The sequence below is a fragment of the Sphaerospermopsis aphanizomenoides BCCUSP55 genome, assembly GCF_001586785.1.
Classification (GTDB): Bacteria; Cyanobacteriota; Cyanobacteriia; order Cyanobacteriales; family Nostocaceae; genus Sphaerospermopsis_A; species Sphaerospermopsis_A aphanizomenoides_A.
Genome location: NZ_LUFH02000047.1, coordinates 1 through 18,652, shown reverse-complemented (window position 1 = coordinate 18,652; position 18,652 = coordinate 1). Strand labels below are relative to the sequence as shown.

The following is an 18,652-nucleotide window of genomic DNA, read 5'->3' as shown; positions in this document are numbered from 1 at the left end:
GAGACAGATAGGAATTTAACAGCGTTTTAACCTCTTACTACATTTTCACTCTAGCTGTTTGATCTGCCAGGGAAGCTTTTTTCTTTAGCTTCAATTATTAAGATAGCACCTCTAAATTTAGTTGGATATATTTGCAATTAAACTTTACTTTTATGGTAAAGAAAAATTGAGGAAATATCTTCATTAACACCTTCAACCTTCAAATGGTAAATGTTTATAGTTGAGGGAATTGAGATAGTAATTACTCATAATATTTTAAGTTTTGAAAACATACAGCAATTTACTGCCTTTTGCTTGTAGAAGTGTGGGGTGTGGCGTGGATGAAAAAACTAATTCTTCCTACTGATAGCAAAGCTGGGCGTAAGCCATGTTCCTGAACTCCTTCTTATCCTCGTTTCAGAGGAATTTCTATCCAGAACTCTGTGCCTTTCCCTGGTTGTGATATGCACTCCATCAATCCACCGTGTTTTTCTACAACAATTTGGTAGCTAATGGCTAACCCTAATCCTGTACCTTTACCTACGGGTTTAGTTGTAAAAAAGGGGTCAAAAATTCGCTTTTTCACTTCTTCGCTCATACCAGGCCCATTATCGGCAATGCTGATGAGGAGATAGGAATTGTATACAGAAACTCTGGTGGAAATACGAATAATAGGTGAAGGTTTGGTATGGTCAGAATCAGGTCTAGCTTCTATCTCATCAGTTAAAATATCAATAGCATTGCTAATCACATTCATAAATACTTGATTCATTTGTCCGGCATAGCATTCTACTTTTGGTAAGTCCCCATAGTCTTTGATAACTTCAATACCGGGAAAATGACCGTGTGGCTTGAGTCGATGTTGCAAAATCAATAAGGTGTTATCAATGCCTTCATGCAAATCAACACGCTTGTTCTCAGCTTCATCCAGGCGGGAAAAATTACGTAGTGACAAGACAATAGACCGAATCCGATCAGATCCTAATTTCATTGATGACATGATTTTTGGTAGGTCTTGTACCACAAAATTAAAGTCTATGGCTTCAAGAGTGGCACGAATTTCGCTGCTGGGGTTGGGATATTGGGACTGGTAAAGTTGTAAAAGCTTGAGCAAATCTTCTGTATAGTTGCTGGCATGACAGAGGTTGCCATAGATAAAGTTAACAGGATTGTTGATTTCGTGGGCTATACCGGCTACTAACTGTCCTAAACCGGACATTTTTTCCGTTTGAATTAATTTAGCTTGGGTTTCTTGGAGTTGATGAAGTGTATGCTCTAATTGCGCGGCTTTGGCTGTGGCTTCCGCTTCTGCTGCACAGCTTTGTTCATAAAGTTGGGCTTGTTGAATAGCGATCGCCGCTTGGTCTGCTAACTGTTGTAATAAATCAATTTCTGCGTCTTGCCAAATTCTGGGGGATTGACACTGGTGGGCAACTAATAAACCCCAAAGTTGGTTTCCCATTTTGATGGGTACAATTAAGTTGGCTTGCACTGCCATACTGTCTAGCAATTCTCGATGGCAAGGACTTAACGTATCTGTGGCCACATTGTTAATTGCCCTAACTCTGCCGTCTATGTAAAGTTGGACATACTCTCCCGGAAAACATTCTGATGATAACTTTAGCCCCAAAACTGACAGCCAATTACCATTGCTTTCCTCAACAATCACTTCACCGTCAGATTCATTCATTAATCTATAAATCAGCACTCGGTCGGAATTAAGCAGGGAACGGACTTCTCGGACAATAGTTTGTAGGGTGGTATTCAAGTCCAAGGTGCTGCGAATCTGATCAGTAATTTGCTTGAGTGCCTTTGTAAGTAGTAATGTTTTTTCTAATTCTCCTGTCTGTTCCTGGACTCTGATTTCTAGGTTGGCATTCAACATCTGTAATTCTTGGTGTGTTTGCTGTTGCTGAATAGCCATTGAGAAGTTATGACACAAAGCCTGTGCTAATAATATGTCTTCAGATGTCCATGCAGGTGCTAGTCCTTTTCTTTCTTCTTTCCAAACTTCAAAAGAAAGGCGCGGTAAGTCTTGATACTTATTATTGTCCGTTCTTCCTGCCCAGAGGATTTCAATATCCAATTCCGCACGAAAAATGGTTAATACACCAATGAAATTTTCACGATAGTGCAGGGGAATTACCATCACTCCCCGAATTTGAGTAGGCTGAAAGACCAGGGCTAAAACTCTTAAATTTGGTTGTTTATAAAGGTCGGGAATTGCCAAAATTTGACCCGGGTTATACTCAGCTATCCAGTTTTGCCAGAGAGGATGCTGTTCCAAGACACTATTTTCTAGTTCTGGATCTAGTTGTGGTTGTTCTCCATAGGTATATATTTCTCTACTTTGTTCAATATATAACCTGCCACCTACGCCTTTAAAAGATGCAATGGTTGTTTCTAGTGCTTTTTGTAGCTGGATTGTTGGTAGTTGATGTAAAAGGGTTGCAACTTGGTTAATGATGGCTTCTCGTTGTTGTTTGGCTCTAGCTTCACTGAGGAGGTTACTTTGAGAAATGGCGATCGCCACTTGATCAGCAATTTGCTGTACTACTTTGAGTTCTCGTTTCAATATTGTTCGTGCTTCACTGTGATGAGATACCAGTAATCCCCACAGTTTTGGCTGGGTTGCTTCTCCTTTTGGGTCATATTCTAAAATTGGCACTACCAAAGAAGACTGTACCCCCATCGCCTTTAGATATTGAATATGACACGGGTCTAGTTGCCGATAATAAATATTCTCTGTGAGTAAGGGTTTGCCATCTTTTGCTGACTTGAGTGGTGATAACCCGATTGTCCCCTGAGTTACATCTACTATAGAGCGTTGCCTTGCCAATAAAAACATCTCCTTCGCAGATGCTGGAATGTCACTAGCAGGGAAATGAAGTCCTAGTAATGACGGCAGACTTTGTTGATCAATAGATTCAGCAATGACTTCACCGCTGCCATCTGCATGAAAACGATATATTTTGACTCGATCTGTTCCTAAAAAGGAACGCACTTCCGTTACGGTATTTATTAATATTTCTTGAAAATCCAGCGATCGCCGAATCTGTTTGATCATTCGGTGCAGTAAAGTTTCCTGATCTATTTGCTGCAACCTCTTTGGCTTATCGGTAAAAGTCATTATAAATCTTCGCCTTATCTATCGGTTTTTACCCCTTGTCCTGACGTGAAGTTTTCAATTAAACCTAATGGATTTATTATCTTTTATTTATGAAACTTCATCTTATCCATACAGTATAACTAATTTTATATCCAGATTTATTTAATATTTTACGTAAAAATACCTGATTTTTTCAGCTTCCAACAGTTTTTATCATTAAAATAAGCTATTAATTATAAAGTTTTATGTTCTCATATCATGATTTTCCTACAATTAACATTAGTATGTCTTTCGTAGATTTGCTTAAATAATTTTACGTTCTTTCCGTGGTATTTATTAATTTTTGTATAGAAATATCAAAATGTTGTAAAAAAATTCAAGAACTGAGGTGGCCTGACAGACTAGGCATTAAATATCAAGTTTTTATAAGCAAAAGTTAACCCTCAAAAGCCTGTACTTTGGCAGGCTTTGCCGACTTAAAACAACTGGAAAGAAAGTAAGTGACGAATTTCTTCTCTCACACTCATCAGAATTTTGCCCAAATGATTCTGACCAGTTTTATCCGCACCACAACCCCAAAAATAATCTGTCGGAGAGTTTTCCACCAAAACTTCATCACCTGTCACCAAGAGAACTTCTCGAATCTCCTGATGAGTGAGAAATTTTTTGAGTACAGCTGCTCGCATCACATCAGTTTTGACTACCTCCCAGTCATCTCGCAGTTGTCTTGTACTACAGCGTCCTAAAGCAGCGGCTTCTTCAGGGGTAGCAGCCGCATGGATTAAGGGTATAATCATTGCATCCTCACTACCAACAAACTTTTGTGCTTGATAATAATGCTCAACTGTTAGCCAGTAAGTACCCTGGATTTCGATGGGATGGGGAGAAAAATTAGAAAAACAGCCATAGGGCTGCCAAACTTTGTAAAAGTAAATGGTCATTTGAAAATTGCTCTCTTATATATAAAATTTTATTAGATCCGAACGCTTCAGAAGATTCGACCTCTACTCATGCTGGAGAAATCTTGTTTGAGCAAGTTGGGTCTTAGAATGAAGAATCTTCGCCATGATATGGCAAAGAGTCTCAACTTCGCCTACTGGAACTTACAACTAAAAAAATATCTCATTGTTTTGAGGGCTAGGGAGTAGGAGGCAGGGGGCAGAGGAGCAGAGGAGAAAATTAATAATTACGAATTATGTCTACAGATGCTTTTGAAAAAACAAGTTGGGAATGGCAGTCTTATTTGTGGCAGCAACAAATAGGAGAATGGTTTGATTACCAGTATTACCGCTTCATCAAAAGTCTGTCCAGGATAGCTCCTGAATGGTCAATTAGTCCTTGGGTAATTGAGTTGATACAAATATTGTCTTGGCTGATACTGGGTTTATTTGTGGCTTGGGTCGGTTGGCGATTATGGCAAGAATTTAATCCTTATATCTATTCTTGGCTAATGAAAATTACTAACTCACATATAGCTGATTCTCAAATTCCCACCCGTGAGACATCCATTCAATTTTTGTTAACAAAGGCACAGGAATTATATCAACAGAGCAACTACCGTGAAGCTTGCCGTTTTTTATATTTAGCAACATTACAACAATTACATGAAAAAGCGATCGCACCACAACAACCGAGCCGCACAGATGGAGAATATCTGCAATTATTAACTTCTGCCGTCACTCCCATTCAACCTTATGAAACTTTAATTACTACCCATGAACAATTATGCTTTGGTAATGCCAATATCTTGGCAGAAAATTATCAACAGTGTCGGCAAGCTTATCAAGAACTTTTTAATTCTTAATGAGCAAGGGAATAGGGAAGAAAATTGGAGATTTTAGATTGAAGTAGCTCAAAACAATCCAAAATCTAAAATCCAAAATCCAAAATTAAGAACACCCCATACTCATGAAACAACGTAACCGTGTGATTTGGCTAGGTGCGATCGCTCTAGCAGTGATGATTTTACTGAGTTTAATAGTTGCTCCCAGTAGTAAAATCAATCATGGTTCTACTTATAATCGCGCACCTGAAGGCTATGGTGCTTGGTATGCTTTTATGCAAGCTCAAGGAGCAAATATCCAACGCTGGCAAAAGCCTGTTAGTGAACTGAAAGCAGAAAAACAACCTGTAACTTTGATCCAAGTTAATAGCCAAAATCAAACATCATTGTTATATCAAGAACAAGAGGAATGGGTAAAAACAGGCAATACATTAGTAGTTTTGGGTGTACAACGACCAGCAACAGCAGCAGAATTTAGCACCAATCAAAAATCATCTCTTGGGGATATTAAAATTGATACTAGCCGAAGACATCAAAAATCGCAGTCGGAACAAGTTGTGTTAGGCGATCGCTTTGGTGCTGTTGTTTGGGAAAATAAATACGGCAAAGGCAAAGTTATTTGGGCAACTACACCCTATTTAGCTGCTAACGCTTATCAAGATGAAGCAAATTTAGCCTATTTAGCTGATTTAGTGACCAAAGATCAACATAAAATCTTCGTAGATGAATATATTCACGGTTACAAAGATGCTGATGTCAGACAACAGGAAGGAGAAGGAGATTTATTAAGTTACTTTGCGAAAACTCCTTTATTCCCAGCACTACTACAGGCCACTGTCCTCCTCTTAGTCATAATTGTGGCTCAAAATCGTCGTTTCGGTAAACCCATCACTTTAGAAACACCAGTTCTAGATAACAGTCAAGCTTATATCCAAGCATTAGCAGGAGTATTACAGAAAGCAGACTCTACCGACTTTGTACTAGAAATGGTGGGTAAACAAGAACAACTTCAACTTCAACAAGCGTTGGGTTTGGGTCAAAGACCCTTAGAAAATCAAGTTTTACTCAAAGCTTGGGCAGAGAAAACAGGTATGAGTGCAGCCGAATTAGATGCAGTATTAAAACTACAAGCAACCAAACACCGTATCAGTGAAAAAGAACTGTTAAGTTGGTTAGGAAAATGGCGTATACTCAGGGAAATTAAAAATTGACAATTGTCAATTAACATTTAAAAAATTTTTGTATATGAATGCAGCACATCCCGTATTGATTAGTCTTGGACAAGAACTCAATAAAATAGTTGTAGGACAATCCCATCTTGTAAAACAATTGCTAATAGCATTATTAGCAGGTGGACACATAATTTTAGAAGGAGTACCAGGAACTGGTAAAACACTCTTAGTTAAAGTTTTAGCACAGTTGATTCAAGCAGATTTTCGCCGCCTTCAACTGACACCAGATGTTTTACCCTCAGATATTACAGGGACAAATATTTTTGATTTAAATAGCCGCGATTTCACCCTCAAAAAAGGGCCAGTCTTTACAGAAATGCTGTTGGCTGATGAAATTAATCGTACTCCCCCCAAAACCCAAGCCGCATTGCTGGAAGCAATGGAAGAAATGCAAGTTACTCTAGATGGAGAAAGCCTACCATTACCAGATTTATTTTGGGTAATTGCCACACAAAACCCTCTAGAATTTGAAGGCACGTATCCTTTACCAGAAGCACAATTAGATCGCTTTTTATTTAAATTAGTTGTAGATTATCCAGATCAAGCCGCAGAAAAGCAAATGTTACTTAATCGTCAAGCGGGTTTTGCAGCTAGACGATTAGATATTGCCAAATTAAAGCCAATAACGACAGTAAATGATATTTTACAGGCCAGACAAGCAGTTAAACAAGTCAAGATTTCTGAAGCAATAGTTGATTATCTGTTGGAATTAGTGAGAAAATCACGCCAATATCCTGATTTAGCTTTAGGTGCATCTCCTCGCGCTGCTGGTGCTTGGTTACAGACTTCTCAAGCATCGGCTTGGTTAGCTGGTAGAGATTTTGTGACACCTGATGATGTCAAAGCAGTGGCTTCACCACTGTTACGTCATCGTCTGTTGTTGAAACCAGAAGCAATGTTAGATGGGTTACAAATTGATTCTGTAATTGCAGCGGTAATTGGTCAAGTTCCAGTTCCGAGATAAGGTATAGCCAGTGACAGGTGACAGTGAAGAGGACAAGGAGCAAGGAGCAAGGAGCAGGGAGCAGGAAGCAAGGAGGATAACTCTTCTCCCCTGCACCCCGCACCCCTGCTTCTTATGACTCCTGACTCCTGAATTCTTACATTAAATGTCTCACAGCTTACATGGGGAAAATTTATTCAACCTCATGGGTTCTGTCTGTTTCCTGCTATAAAAGTTGACAAAAATATTGCTAGAGTTTAGTTTATTATCATCCTCCTAAAGAAAGAGAATAAAGTTGTAAATTCAACATCATTTGAACCTGATATTACTGTCAGTGCAGAAGCTATTCTTTGCTGGCTTTTTTTGTTATGCAATAAGTCATTTTAACCAAATAAACTAAATTAAATATTTAATCTTGGTACATTGTCTAATCTTTGCTTTCTTAAATATCGTCTACTCCAAAGTATGTTTGACATATTTAATTTTTTGAAATACTTACAATCAATTCGTTTAAAATTAAGCATTTTCCTCGTATCCAGTATTCTGACTGTAGGGTTAATTTTTCTTTTTATAAATCTTTCTTTTAACCAAAATCATTTAAATTCTGTTGATACTATTATTAATAGTAATATAATCATCAATAGTAGTGTAGAAGCCAAAGGTAAATTTAAAGTTGTTTATGCTACTTTACAACGAAAAAAATCTATCCTAAGAAAAGAAAGATTTAAAAAATATAAGTCATTTGAAAAAATATCACAAAAGCTCAACCAAATTGTAATTATGCACAATGATATCAAAATTAATTTGGGTGATTGTGGTTCTGTAAACGCTTATGATAAACCTTCTGAGCAGAGTATTACTATCTGCTATGAATTGATGGAGAGATTTAAAGAAGTGTGTCGGAATTCTTATAAATCCAAAAAATCTAATATCAATCAATCAGAATTCATCAATAAAATTAATCGTCAGGTAGCAGGAACAATCGTTTTTACTTTTTTTCATGAATTAGGTCATACACTCATCGAAGAATTGGATTTACCCGTAACTGGCAAAGAAGAAGATACTGTAGATGAATTTTCGACAATTGTTTTATCAGAATTAGGACAAGAATATGCGGCTTTAGCGTCTGCACTTCAGTTTGGATTGTCCGGAAACCGGGAAATACAATATGTGAGTAAAGATTTATCTTTTTGGGATGAACATTCTTTAAATTATCAGAGATTTTATAATATTATTTGTTTGGTTTATGGTAAAAATCCTGAAGAATATAATGTTTTAGTAGAAAAAATCGGTATCCCGCCACAAAGACAAACTACTTGCAAAATGGATTATATTAAAAAACTCAAATCTTGGCGGATTTTATTAAGTCCTCATTTAAGAGCAGGTGTAAATTTATTGTGATATGGCAGGTAGGTTAAAAAGCATTATAGGGGTATATAAGAAATATTCTTATGTGCAGTACAAAACTCACACAAAACGTTCATATCTCAGAAAATAAGTAGTCGTGCAAAATAAATTTTATATTTGGGAGAGGGAACAGGGAACAGGGAGTTCTTTATTTTGGATTTTGGATTTTGGATTGTTTTGAGCAACTTCAATCTAAAATCTAAAATCTAAAATTTTCTTCCCTGTCACCTGTCACCTGTCACCTGTCACCTGTCACCTGCCATATTAGCAAATATCATCTAAATCAACCCATTCGTCATAGGATGAGTCATAACCAATATACTTGACAAAGTATTGTTGACCCTGAATTTTATTGATATTTGCAGAGTACCACTCTTCATTGTCCTCATCCCAAACTTTCACTTTTACACCCACTTTGTTTGCCAAAGCCGCAGTTGCCATAGCTGTGTCTGCTTTATCAACTGTTTGATAAAGTTTAATTGCACTCTGGTAGCCCTGTTGAGGATCGTGATACAAAACAACAGCACGCTCCCGAATTTTTTGGATTACCTTGGCATCAGTTTCTCCGGTAATAGCGCGGATACTATTGTCAAAGCCTACCAAATTGTTCCATTGACTTGGGGCTACATAATCAACAGCCTTTAAAACTTTGACGGTAATATTATCAGTTGATAACTCGTCAACTAACTGAATAATTGATTTCTCCATAAGTAATACTCAAAAGCAACAATGGGATGAAAATACAGTTCAACGCAGCCCATAGAATAAAGTTGATACTGACTACAACACTTGATTAACCAAGATGTTGACTGCATTATTGACTTTACCCCAGTAGTAAAAAGTACTATCAGTGTGGGTAGTTGAACTCTATAAATAGAGTTCCCTAAATTAGTAAAAAACTAACTTTCATTTTTTTTATGAAAATGGGTTACTAGTTGGAGGTACAAACTAAAGTTCACAACATGGCTTACGCCAAGCTGCGCTATCAAGCAGCAATGAGCTTTCACTCCTGACTCCTGAATTCTGACTCCTGAATTCTGCTGTAAATACACAAAAAGCTAAACTGGTTTGCGGAATGTATTTAATTGTTATATTTTTGTAATATTTGACTGCAATTCACAAATATTTCATAAATTCTTCATAGCTTCAAATTCAAAGAGATTGCTTCAATTCTCTGTGCATTGCTCGCCACAAAAATTTTGTAATAGCCTTTTAAAAATATATGAATACCTGTCCTTGCTGTTCTTACCCTATGACCCGCAATTTTAGCCAACATCATACATATTGGTTTTGTCGCCGATGCTGGCAAGAAATGCCGTTAATAACGGAAAAAAGTCCGAATACACTGTTTAAGTCATTATCACAACACCTTTTGGTTTCAGTTTAACTGCGCCTTTAATTTGCTGACTTTTGACCAGTATGCTAGACAAGCTGCTACTCCTTGCTGACTGCCTATGTAGGAAAACTGGTATCTACATTGGTTAAAAAATGCTAATATTGAATACGTTGTGAAAAATCCAGATGTTCATTATTTCCATGACATGAAGGAAGGATAAACCCATGTGAAAATTCTTTGTGTCGAAGATGATAGAAACATAGCTCAGTTGCTACAGATGACATTTGCCAAGCAACGCTATCAGGTTGAGTTAGCCCAGGATGGTCAAGCAGGATGGGACTTAGCAGAAATTTATACTTATGATCTGATCCTCCTAGATGTAATTGTACCGAAGCTGGATGGTATTAGTTTCTGTAAAAAACTCCGGGCTAATAATTCTTCTACTCTTAATCCTAATCGTGACACCCCTGTGATCTTAATGACTTCATTGGATGAAGTGACAAATAAAGTTCTGGGGTTGGATGCAGGTGCTGATGATTACATAGCTAAACCATTTGATCTAGATGAATTATTAGCTCGAATTCGGGCATTACTACGACGAAACCAGATACAAAGAAATCCTTTGTTAACTTGGGGTGATTTGTTACTAAACCCGAATAGTTGTGAAGTCACCTATCAAGGAAAGCCGATTTATTTAGCTGCAAAAGAATATGAAATACTAGAACTTTTTTTGCGACATCCTGAGCAAATTTTTAGTCCTTGTCGTTTATTAGACAGACTGTGGACAGCAGATGAATCTCCCACTGAGGGAGCAGTACGCGCACATATCAAGGGTTTGCGTCATAAACTTAAACAAGCGGGTGTTACAGATATATTAGAAACTATTTATAAACAGGGATATCGACTCAAGCAACAGAAAGTTTTAGATCAGAATGGGAAGGAAGATCTTACTTCTGCACCTGTCCCCGCAGATGATGTTGCACCGGAACTAAAAACTGTTTGGCAAAAATATAGCCAGTCTTATAGCGATCGCCTTTTTATTATTCAACAAGCTATTACTGCTTTACAACATGGGACTCTCACACCTATACAAAAACATCAAGCTGAAAGAGAAGCACATACCCTGATTGGTTCATTAGGATGTTTTGGTTTAGATGTAGCTTCTCAAATTTCTCGTCAGATTCAGCAGTTTTTCCAGCAAGAAACAGAATTAAAACCACCGGAAATTGAAAAAATAGGGCAACTGGTAACACAGTTACAACAGCAAATAGAGCAATACAGTTTTGAAAATCAAGCAGAATATTCACAGTTACTAGCCCTAGCGCCTATTATCCCTTCAGCGTCTCTATTGATCGTAGATGATGATTTGTCCTTAGCCAAGCAGATAGCAATAGAAGCCACAAATTGGGGATTTAAAACCGAAATAGCAGTTAATATCCCCCAAGCACAGCAATTTTTAGCTCATCACTTTGATGCGATTTTGTTGGATATCAACTTTCCTGATTCTTCAGAAAATGGGTTAGATTTTCTAGCAACAGTACGTAACCAGTATCCAGAGATTCCTATTTTCATGCTGACTGCTGAAGATTCCTTTACTCAACGGGTAGAAGCAGCGCGGTTAGGATGTAAATCCTTTTTACAGAAGCCAATACTTCCCACTGAAGTATTAGCGACCATCACCCAAGTCATACAACAGGTGAATCAATCTGTAGCTAAGTTGTTGATTGTTGATGATGATCTAGGGTTGCTAAATCTTTTGCGTAACCTATTAGAACCCTCTGGATATCAGCTGACTCTATTAAATCAGCCCCATAAATTCTGGGAGACACTAGAACAAACAATTCCTGATTTGTTAATTTTGGATGTTGAATTTAGTGTTATTTCCCATCAAAATAGTAAAGAAAATACAGTCACTTTTTGGAGTGGATTTGATTTGTGTCAAGTAGTCCGCAATGATGCCCGATGGAATCGTTTACCTGTTTTGTTTTTATCTTCCCATAGTGATATTGCCACTATTCAACATAGTTTTGCTGTTGGTGCGGATGATTTCTTGATTAAACCAATTGTGCCAACGGAATTATTAACCCGTGTGCGAACTCGCTTAGAACAACGCAAACTGTGGAGAATGGCAGAAATAGATGCACTGACGGGAGTAAGTCTGCGTCGGCAAGCTTTACAAGACCTAACAAGATTTTTACAGTTAGCACAACGACAACAACAACTTTTTAGTTTAGCCATACTGGATTTAGATCACTTTAAATCTGTTAACGATAAATATGGTCATGAAATGGGCGATCGCGTCCTCAACTATTTTGGCAAACTTATCAGCCAATCTTTTAGACAGGAAGATGTAGTTGGACGTTGGGGTGGTGAAGAATTTGTGGTAGGAATGTATGGGACAAGCAAAGAAGATGGAATGCGAAGATTAGCACAAGTGCTTGAGCAATTTAGTCAGTATTCATTCACTGTCCCCGATGGAACTAGATTTCAGGTAACATTTAGTGGGGGAATTGCTCAAGCTCCCGATGACGGCAAAGATTTACAAACACTTTACCAACAAGCAGATGCCGCACTTTACCAAGCCAAAGCACTGGGGAGAAATTGTATTTGTTCTGCAACCTTTTAAATAAGGGTGTAGGGAGCTTGGGAGCGTGGGAGCAGGGGAAAAATTTCTTCTTTCTTCTTTCTTCTTTCTTCTTTCTTCTTCCTGAACTCCTGAAGTGCGAAGCGTGGCGTAAGCCATACTCCTGATAGCGTTCGCGCAGCGTGCCGTAGGCATAGCGTGGCGTAAGCCATACTCCTGATAGCGCAGCGTGGCGTTAGCCATACTCCTAAACTCCTAATTTAATTATGATTTCTCTAAATTACATTTTTGATCAACCAATTACTCTCACTAATTGCGATCGTGAACCAATTCATATTCCTAATGCCATTCAACCTCATGGCGTATTTCTGATTTTTAATGAAGACGACTGGCAAATTACTCAAGTCAGCGATAATACTGAATCACTTCTAGGCTATTCTCCTCAGGAGTTATTAAAATCCAGTTTGAATCAATTTTTTAATTCCGACGACATCAACGCTATCAATGATTGTTTAGAACGAGATTTTGAGGCAATCAATCCACTCAATTTAAATATACTAAATTCCCAAGGAGAAACTATCCCTATTCATGGGATTGTGCATCGTTCACTCGATAATTTATTAATTCTAGAACTTGAACCTTTACAGGGAGATGAAAATTATGATTTTTTCCATTTTTATCAATTAACTCGTCATCTGCTTACAAAAATTAAAAATGTATCTGATGTCAGCCATTTAAGTCAATTAATTACTGAAGAAATTAGAGAAATTACTGGATTTGACCGAGTGATGGTCTATCGTTTTGATCCTGATGGTTCAGGAGAAGTTATCGCGGAAACTAAACGTGACGACTTAGATTCTTATTTGGGTTTACGCTATCCTGATAGCGATATTCCCAGACCAGCGAAAGAACTATACCGCTTAAATAAATTACGTTTAATTCCTAATGTAAATTATCAACCTGCGGCTTTAATTCCTAGTATTTCTCCTCATACCCAAAATGCACCAGATTTAAGCTTTTCAATTTTAAGAAGTGTCTCCTCTCTGCATATTGAATACTTACAAAATATGCAAGTAGGTGCATCAATGTCAATTTCTTTATTACAAAATCATCGTCTTTGGGGTTTAATTGCTTGTCATCATCAAACAGATAAATATCTTTCCTATCATGTCCGAACTTTCTGTGAATTAATTGGACAATTGATGTCTCTGGAATTAAGTAATAAAGAAGAACAAGAAAATTTAACTGATAAAATACAATTTAAAAACTTGCTGTCTAATTTTGTTGAAAAACTCTCAGAAGCAGAAGATTTTGTGGATGTATTAGCAAACAATCAAAGCGATTTATTGAATTTAGTTAAAGCTAGTGGAGCAGCCATTATTTCTAATGATGTGGTGATATTGTTGGGTTCTACTCCCTCAGAACAGCAAATTCATCAGTTAATAGATTGGCTTAAACCTCATCTACAAAATAATCTTTATTATACAGATATTTTACCTAAAGTTTATCCACCCGCAGAACAGTTTAAAGAATTAGCGTCTGGTGTAATTGTTGTTGCTGTTACTAAATTACAACACAATTTCATTATCTGGTTTCGTCCTGAAGTTATTCAAACTGTAAATTGGGGAGGAAATCCCCATAAACACAAAAATATTGATGAAGATGGTAATCTGACACTTTCACCCCGCAAATCTTTTAAAAAATGGCAAGAAATTGTCAAACTTAAAAGTCTATCCTGGCAGAAATATGAAATTGAAGCAGCGATTGAATTACGTAGTGTCATTGTGGGGATTATTTTGAAAAAAGCCGATGAACTAGCATTAATTAATGAACAACTACAAGACAGCAATAATGAATTAGATGCTTTTGCTTATATTGCTTCCCATGATTTGAAAGAACCCTTAAGAGGCATTCACAATTATGCTAACTTTCTGTTAGAAGATTATGGACATCAATTAGATGCAGATGGAGTACACAAATTAGATACTTTAATGAAATTAACAACGCGCATGGAGAATCTAATTAATGCCTTACTGCATTTTTCCCGGTTATCTCGTGCGGAATTAAACCGGACTGATATTAACTTAAATGATTTAGTTAATAATGTTTTTGATCTGATCAAAATGAGTAAATCAGATTCTCAAATTAATCTCCAAATTGCTAAAAATCTACCAGTCGTCAAAGCTGACCGGGTGTTATTAGAAGAAATTTATACTAACTTAATGAGTAACGCTATTAAATATAATGAACAACCAGAAAAACAGATAGAAATTGGTTGGACAATAGGTAAACCTAACTGGTCATTAATTGAGCATCCTTGTTTTCAAAATAATCTCCCCATTTTTTATGTCAAAGATAATGGCATAGGTATCAGAGAAAAGCATCTAGATTCTATATTTCGTATTTTTAAACGCTTGCATGGGCAAAGTCAGTATGGAGGGGGAACAGGTGCAGGACTAACCATAGTTAAAAAAATTGTAGAAAGACACGGAGGACAAATTTGGGTAGAATCAAAATTGAAAGCAGGAACAACATTTTATTTTACTCTTACCAAAGCTAATGAAAATTGAAGATAAAAATATCAACTTATTAGTTATAGAAGATAGCGATGAAGATTTTGAATCATTCATACGAGTTCTCAAAAATTTGGATTTTTACAAGCCCATTTATCGGTGTAGTGATGGTGATACAGCCTTAGATTTCTTGTTGCAAGCAGGTGACTATGCTAAACCGGAAACAGCCCCTCGTCCTAATTTAATTCTTTTAGATTTAAACTTACCGGGAACAGATGGTAGAGAAGTATTAGAAACTCTCAAAAAAAATGAAGAATTAAAATTGATTCCTGTGGTTGTGTTTACCACATCTTTCAATCAAAAAGACGTGCAGTTTTGTTATGAGCAAGGAGTCAATAATTATATTTTAAAGCCAATGGGTTTATCAGCTTTAACAGAGACAATTAATATTTTAATTCGATATTGGTTTGAATTTTCTGTTTTACCTGAATAAGCTATCACTAATGGGAGGTAGCATGGAAAATTACTATAAAAATAAAACACAACTAATTGCTGAATTAGAGGTATTGCGATCAGAAGTAGCTACCCTCAAAAGAAAACAGATCAGTCGGCAAACTATTGAGTCTATGGAGCCTCTAGAGACGAGGCAATATACTATTTTATTGTTGGATGATTCAGCAGCTGATCGCGTTACTTACCACCGCTATCTTACCCATAATCATCTTCGTAATTACCAGATTGTTGAGTTTGATAATGCTGAGGATGCTTTACTTTGGTGTCAAAAGCAGATGCCAGATGTAATGCTGATTGACTACTTTTTACCCGATATAGATGGGTTAGAGTTTTTGCAGCAATTACGACAACAAACAGGTGAAGATAGAATTCCTGCTATCATCCTCACAGGTCAGCAAAGTACAAATATTGCTGTTGATTTGTTTAAAAATGGCGCACAGGATTATTTAGAAAAAAACCGCGTCACCTCTGCCAATCTAAATCAAGCTATTACCAATATCCTACAACAGACTCAACTGATTCAACAAAGAGAACGGCAACAACAGCGACAACAATTAATGACCAAAACTGCACTTTCTATCCGGGATTGTCTGAATATTGAAGATATTCTTCATACGACAGTTACAGAAATTAGAAATATTCTGGAGAGCGAGCGCACAATTATCTACCAATTTCAAGCTGATGGTACTGGCTTAGTTATTAAAGAATCTGTCTCTGACTCAGCATTTTCCATTCTTCACTGGATAATTAAAGAAGAGTGCTTTCCGGAAATGTGGATAGAACCTTATAGACAGGGAAGAACTAGAACAATTAATGATGTCAATACAGATTCTAGTTTGACAGAATGCCACCGGGAATTTTTAACTTCTTTGATGATTCGGGCAAATTTAATAGTACCCATTATCCAAGGAGAAAATCTTTGGGGATTACTCATTGCTCATGAGTGTACAGCACCCCGAAACTGGACGAGTTCCGATGTGGAATTGATGAACCAATTAGCCATCCAGGTGGGAATTGCTGTTCAACAAGCATCATTAATAGAAAAGCTGCAAACTGAACTAGCACAACGAATTCAAGCAGAAGCGATTTTACAGGAACGAGAAAAACAACTGGAGTTATTTGCTAAATATGCACCAGCGGGTATTGCCATGTTTGACCGCAATATGCACTATATTATTGCCAGCCAGCGATGGATAGATGATTATAAACTTGAGTCCATAGAAGCCATCATTGGTAAGTCCCATTACGAAATCTTCCCGGAAATTACTCAAAAATGGCAACAAATTCATCAACGTTGTCTTGCTGGTGCAGTCGAGAAATGTGATGAAGATTTATTTATCAGAGCAGATGGTTCACATCAATGGTTACGTTGGGAAGTCCGTCCTTGGTATAATAGCAATGATGAAATTTGTGGCATTATCATTTTCTCGGAAGATATTACTGACCGCAAACGAATAGAAATAGAACTACAAAAATTGAATTTGCAATTAGAAAAGCGAGTTACAGAACGCACAGTACAACTAGCTGAGGCTAACCATAACCTACAAAGAGAACTGCTTCAGCGAGAGAAACTAGAGCGAGAATTAAGAAATCGGGAACAATTATTAGATGGATTTTTTCATGCTGCAAGTCAAGTAAATGTAGGATTATCTATAGTTGATAATCAGTTCCGATTCTTAAAAATTAATCAGAAATTGGCAGAAATTAACGGATATAGTATTGAGGCGCATCTGGGTAAATCAGTGATGGAGTTGATACCAGAAATTGCCACAAAAGTTTTACCTTTATTACAAACTATTCTAGATACTAAACAACCGATTTGTAACTTAGAAATTAGCAGTCCTGCTCCTAGTCAGCCAGGAGTCATAGGTTATTGGCTAGTCTCCTATTTTCCTATTCTTGGAGAAACGGGAAATCCTGTAGCACTAGGAACTATTGTCATTGAAATCACTGAACGCAAACGTTTAGAAATGGAGCGAGAAAAGCTGATTACTATTATAGAAGCTACTTCTGATGTTATTGCTACAGTGAGATTTGACAACCAAAAAACAGAATATGTTAATAAAGCTGGCCGTCGTCTCGTAGGTTTAGCTGAGAATGCACCAGCAGGTCACATTGGTATTGCTGATGTCCATCCCCTATGGGCTTTAGAAATCATTCAAAATCAGGCCATTCCTTACGCAGTCCGACATGGTGTTTGGGTGGGAGAAACAGCCTTTTTAAACCATGAAGGGCAAGAAATTCCTATTTCTCAAGTGCTGATTGCTCATACTTTTGGTAGCAACCATACACAATATATATCTACTATCGCTCGTGATATAACTGAGCAAAAACAAATAGAAGCGGCTCTCCAAGAATCAGACCGACGCTGGAAATCACTCCTAGATAATGTGCAGTTAATAGTAATTGGTTTAGATATTCATGGTAATGTTGAGTATGCTAATCCTTTCTTTTTGCAACTCACCAACTACACCAAAGAAGAAGTTTTAGGTAAAAATTGGTTTAATAATTTCCTGCCTCAAAGTCAACAACCTTTAATAGAAAATTGTTTCCAAGAGGTAATAGATAAGAATCTCCATCCTCATTATCAAAATCAGATTTTAACCAAATTAGGTGAAGAACGGATGATTTCCTGGAGCAACACCATTTTGCAAGATGTAGAGGGAAATCCCATCGGTACTATTAGCATTGGTGAAGACATCACTGAGCGTTATAAACTAGACCGAATGAAAGCTGAATTTATCTCAGTCGTCAGCCATGAATTGCGGACTCCTCTCACTTCCATGCAAGCGGCGCTCAGTTTGCTCCATGACAAAATCATAGATGCCAACTCCCCAGAAGGTGAAACTACTATCGAAATTGCTACAGAAGGTGTAGATCGTCTAGTCCGCCTAGTTAACGATATTCTTGATCTAGAACGTCTGGAATCAGGCAAAATCAATCTTAAAAAACGCCCTGGCAACACTAACGACTTGATTAATAGCGCCATTGCCCAAATGCAAGAAATGGCAAGCCAAGGTAACATCACCTTGAATTCTACATCCTTATCTTTACAAATTCTTACCGACCCAGATCGTCTGTTACAAGTCCTCATCAACCTCCTCAGCAACGCCATTAAATTTTCCTTTCCCGGCTCAAATGTCTGGTTAACTGTAGAAGAAGGGAACAGGGAACAGGGAACGGGGAACAGTGTGACTTGAACGAAAAAATGGGCTTTTAGCTCACGTTATGCTTCACAAAGCAGATGTCCATT

General features: G+C 37.3%; 11 protein-coding genes. 8 read left to right on the top strand and 3 right to left on the bottom strand.

The features are described from left to right. Positions 1-385: 385 nt before the first annotated feature. Together A0J48_RS13550 and A0J48_RS13545 are read right to left on the bottom strand one after the other, a co-directional pair. The gene (locus tag A0J48_RS13550) at positions 386-3,109 is read right to left on the bottom strand and encodes a GAF domain-containing sensor histidine kinase (protein ID WP_200323832.1); all 2,724 of its coding nucleotides are present in this window, start codon (positions 3,107-3,109) and stop codon (positions 386-388) included. Between the two features lie 455 nt (positions 3,110-3,564). Then, on the bottom strand, positions 3,565-4,029 hold the full coding sequence (locus A0J48_RS13545) for an NADAR family protein (RefSeq protein ID WP_200323830.1): 465 nt from the start codon (positions 4,027-4,029) through the stop codon (positions 3,565-3,567). Between the two features lie 254 nt (positions 4,030-4,283). On the opposite strand from A0J48_RS13545, the gene A0J48_RS13540 reads away from it, so the two are divergent. From A0J48_RS13540 to A0J48_RS13525, 4 genes are all read left to right on the top strand, one after another. Beyond that, positions 4,284-4,892 carry a DUF4129 domain-containing protein gene (locus A0J48_RS13540; protein ID WP_200323828.1) on the top strand — a complete coding sequence of 203 codons (609 nt, stop codon included), beginning with the start codon at positions 4,284-4,286 and terminating at the stop codon, positions 4,890-4,892. Positions 4,893-4,996: 104 nt separating this feature from the next. Beyond that, positions 4,997-6,082 carry a DUF4350 domain-containing protein gene (locus A0J48_RS13535; protein WP_200323826.1) on the top strand — a complete coding sequence of 362 codons (1,086 nt, stop codon included), beginning with the start codon at positions 4,997-4,999 and terminating at the stop codon, positions 6,080-6,082. A gap of 34 nt (positions 6,083-6,116) precedes the next feature. Continuing rightward, positions 6,117-7,067, top strand: a complete 951-nt coding sequence (locus A0J48_RS13530; RefSeq protein ID WP_200323824.1) for an AAA family ATPase — start codon at positions 6,117-6,119, stop codon at positions 7,065-7,067. A 465-nt stretch (positions 7,068-7,532) separates the two neighbouring features. Then, positions 7,533-8,447, top strand: coding sequence for a DUF4344 domain-containing metallopeptidase (locus A0J48_RS13525; RefSeq protein WP_200323823.1), 915 nt, complete (start codon positions 7,533-7,535; stop codon positions 8,445-8,447). 270 nt (positions 8,448-8,717) lie between these two features. Here the strand turns inward: A0J48_RS13525 and A0J48_RS13520 are convergent, their stop codons facing one another. Further along, entirely contained in the window at positions 8,718-9,161 is a 444-nt protein-coding gene (locus tag A0J48_RS13520) for a Tudor-knot domain-containing protein (RefSeq protein WP_200323821.1), read from the bottom strand. A gap of 854 nt (positions 9,162-10,015) precedes the next feature. On the opposite strand from A0J48_RS13520, the gene A0J48_RS13515 reads away from it, so the two are divergent. The 4 genes from A0J48_RS13515 (at position 10,016) to A0J48_RS13500 (ending at position 18,599) form a co-directional block, all read left to right on the top strand. Then, complete coding sequence (locus A0J48_RS13515; protein ID WP_200323819.1) at positions 10,016-12,415, top strand: response regulator; 2,400 nt, start codon at positions 10,016-10,018, stop codon at positions 12,413-12,415. A 224-nt stretch (positions 12,416-12,639) separates the two neighbouring features. After that, complete coding sequence (locus A0J48_RS13510; RefSeq protein ID WP_200323817.1) at positions 12,640-14,943, top strand: ATP-binding protein; 2,304 nt, start codon at positions 12,640-12,642, stop codon at positions 14,941-14,943. Next, positions 14,933-15,379, top strand: coding sequence for a response regulator (locus tag A0J48_RS13505; protein ID WP_200323815.1), 447 nt, complete (start codon positions 14,933-14,935; stop codon positions 15,377-15,379). The genes A0J48_RS13510 and A0J48_RS13505 overlap by 11 nt, the downstream gene beginning before the upstream one ends. A gap of 22 nt (positions 15,380-15,401) precedes the next feature. Beyond that, entirely contained in the window at positions 15,402-18,599 is a 3,198-nt protein-coding gene (locus A0J48_RS13500) for a PAS domain S-box protein (RefSeq protein WP_200323813.1), read from the top strand. Positions 18,600-18,652 lie beyond the last annotated feature (53 nt).

Bases quoted from the DNA above. Each gene is read 5' to 3' on its own strand.
- A0J48_RS13550 (WP_200323832.1), bottom strand. From the start codon at position 3,109: ATGACTTTTACCGATAAGCCAAAGAGGTTGCAGCAAATAGATCAGGAA.
- A0J48_RS13545 (WP_200323830.1), bottom strand. From the start codon at position 4,029: ATGACCATTTACTTTTACAAAGTTTGGCAGCCCTATGGCTGTTTTTCT.
- A0J48_RS13540 (WP_200323828.1), top strand. From the start codon at position 4,284: ATGTCTACAGATGCTTTTGAAAAAACAAGTTGGGAATGGCAGTCTTAT.
- A0J48_RS13535 (WP_200323826.1), top strand. From the start codon at position 4,997: ATGAAACAACGTAACCGTGTGATTTGGCTAGGTGCGATCGCTCTAGCA.
- A0J48_RS13530 (WP_200323824.1), top strand. From the start codon at position 6,117: ATGAATGCAGCACATCCCGTATTGATTAGTCTTGGACAAGAACTCAAT.
- A0J48_RS13520 (WP_200323821.1), bottom strand. From the start codon at position 9,161: ATGGAGAAATCAATTATTCAGTTAGTTGACGAGTTATCAACTGATAAT.
- A0J48_RS13510 (WP_200323817.1), top strand. From the start codon at position 12,640: ATGATTTCTCTAAATTACATTTTTGATCAACCAATTACTCTCACTAAT.
- A0J48_RS13505 (WP_200323815.1), top strand. From the start codon at position 14,933: ATGAAAATTGAAGATAAAAATATCAACTTATTAGTTATAGAAGATAGC.
- A0J48_RS13500 (WP_200323813.1), top strand. From the start codon at position 15,402: ATGGAAAATTACTATAAAAATAAAACACAACTAATTGCTGAATTAGAG.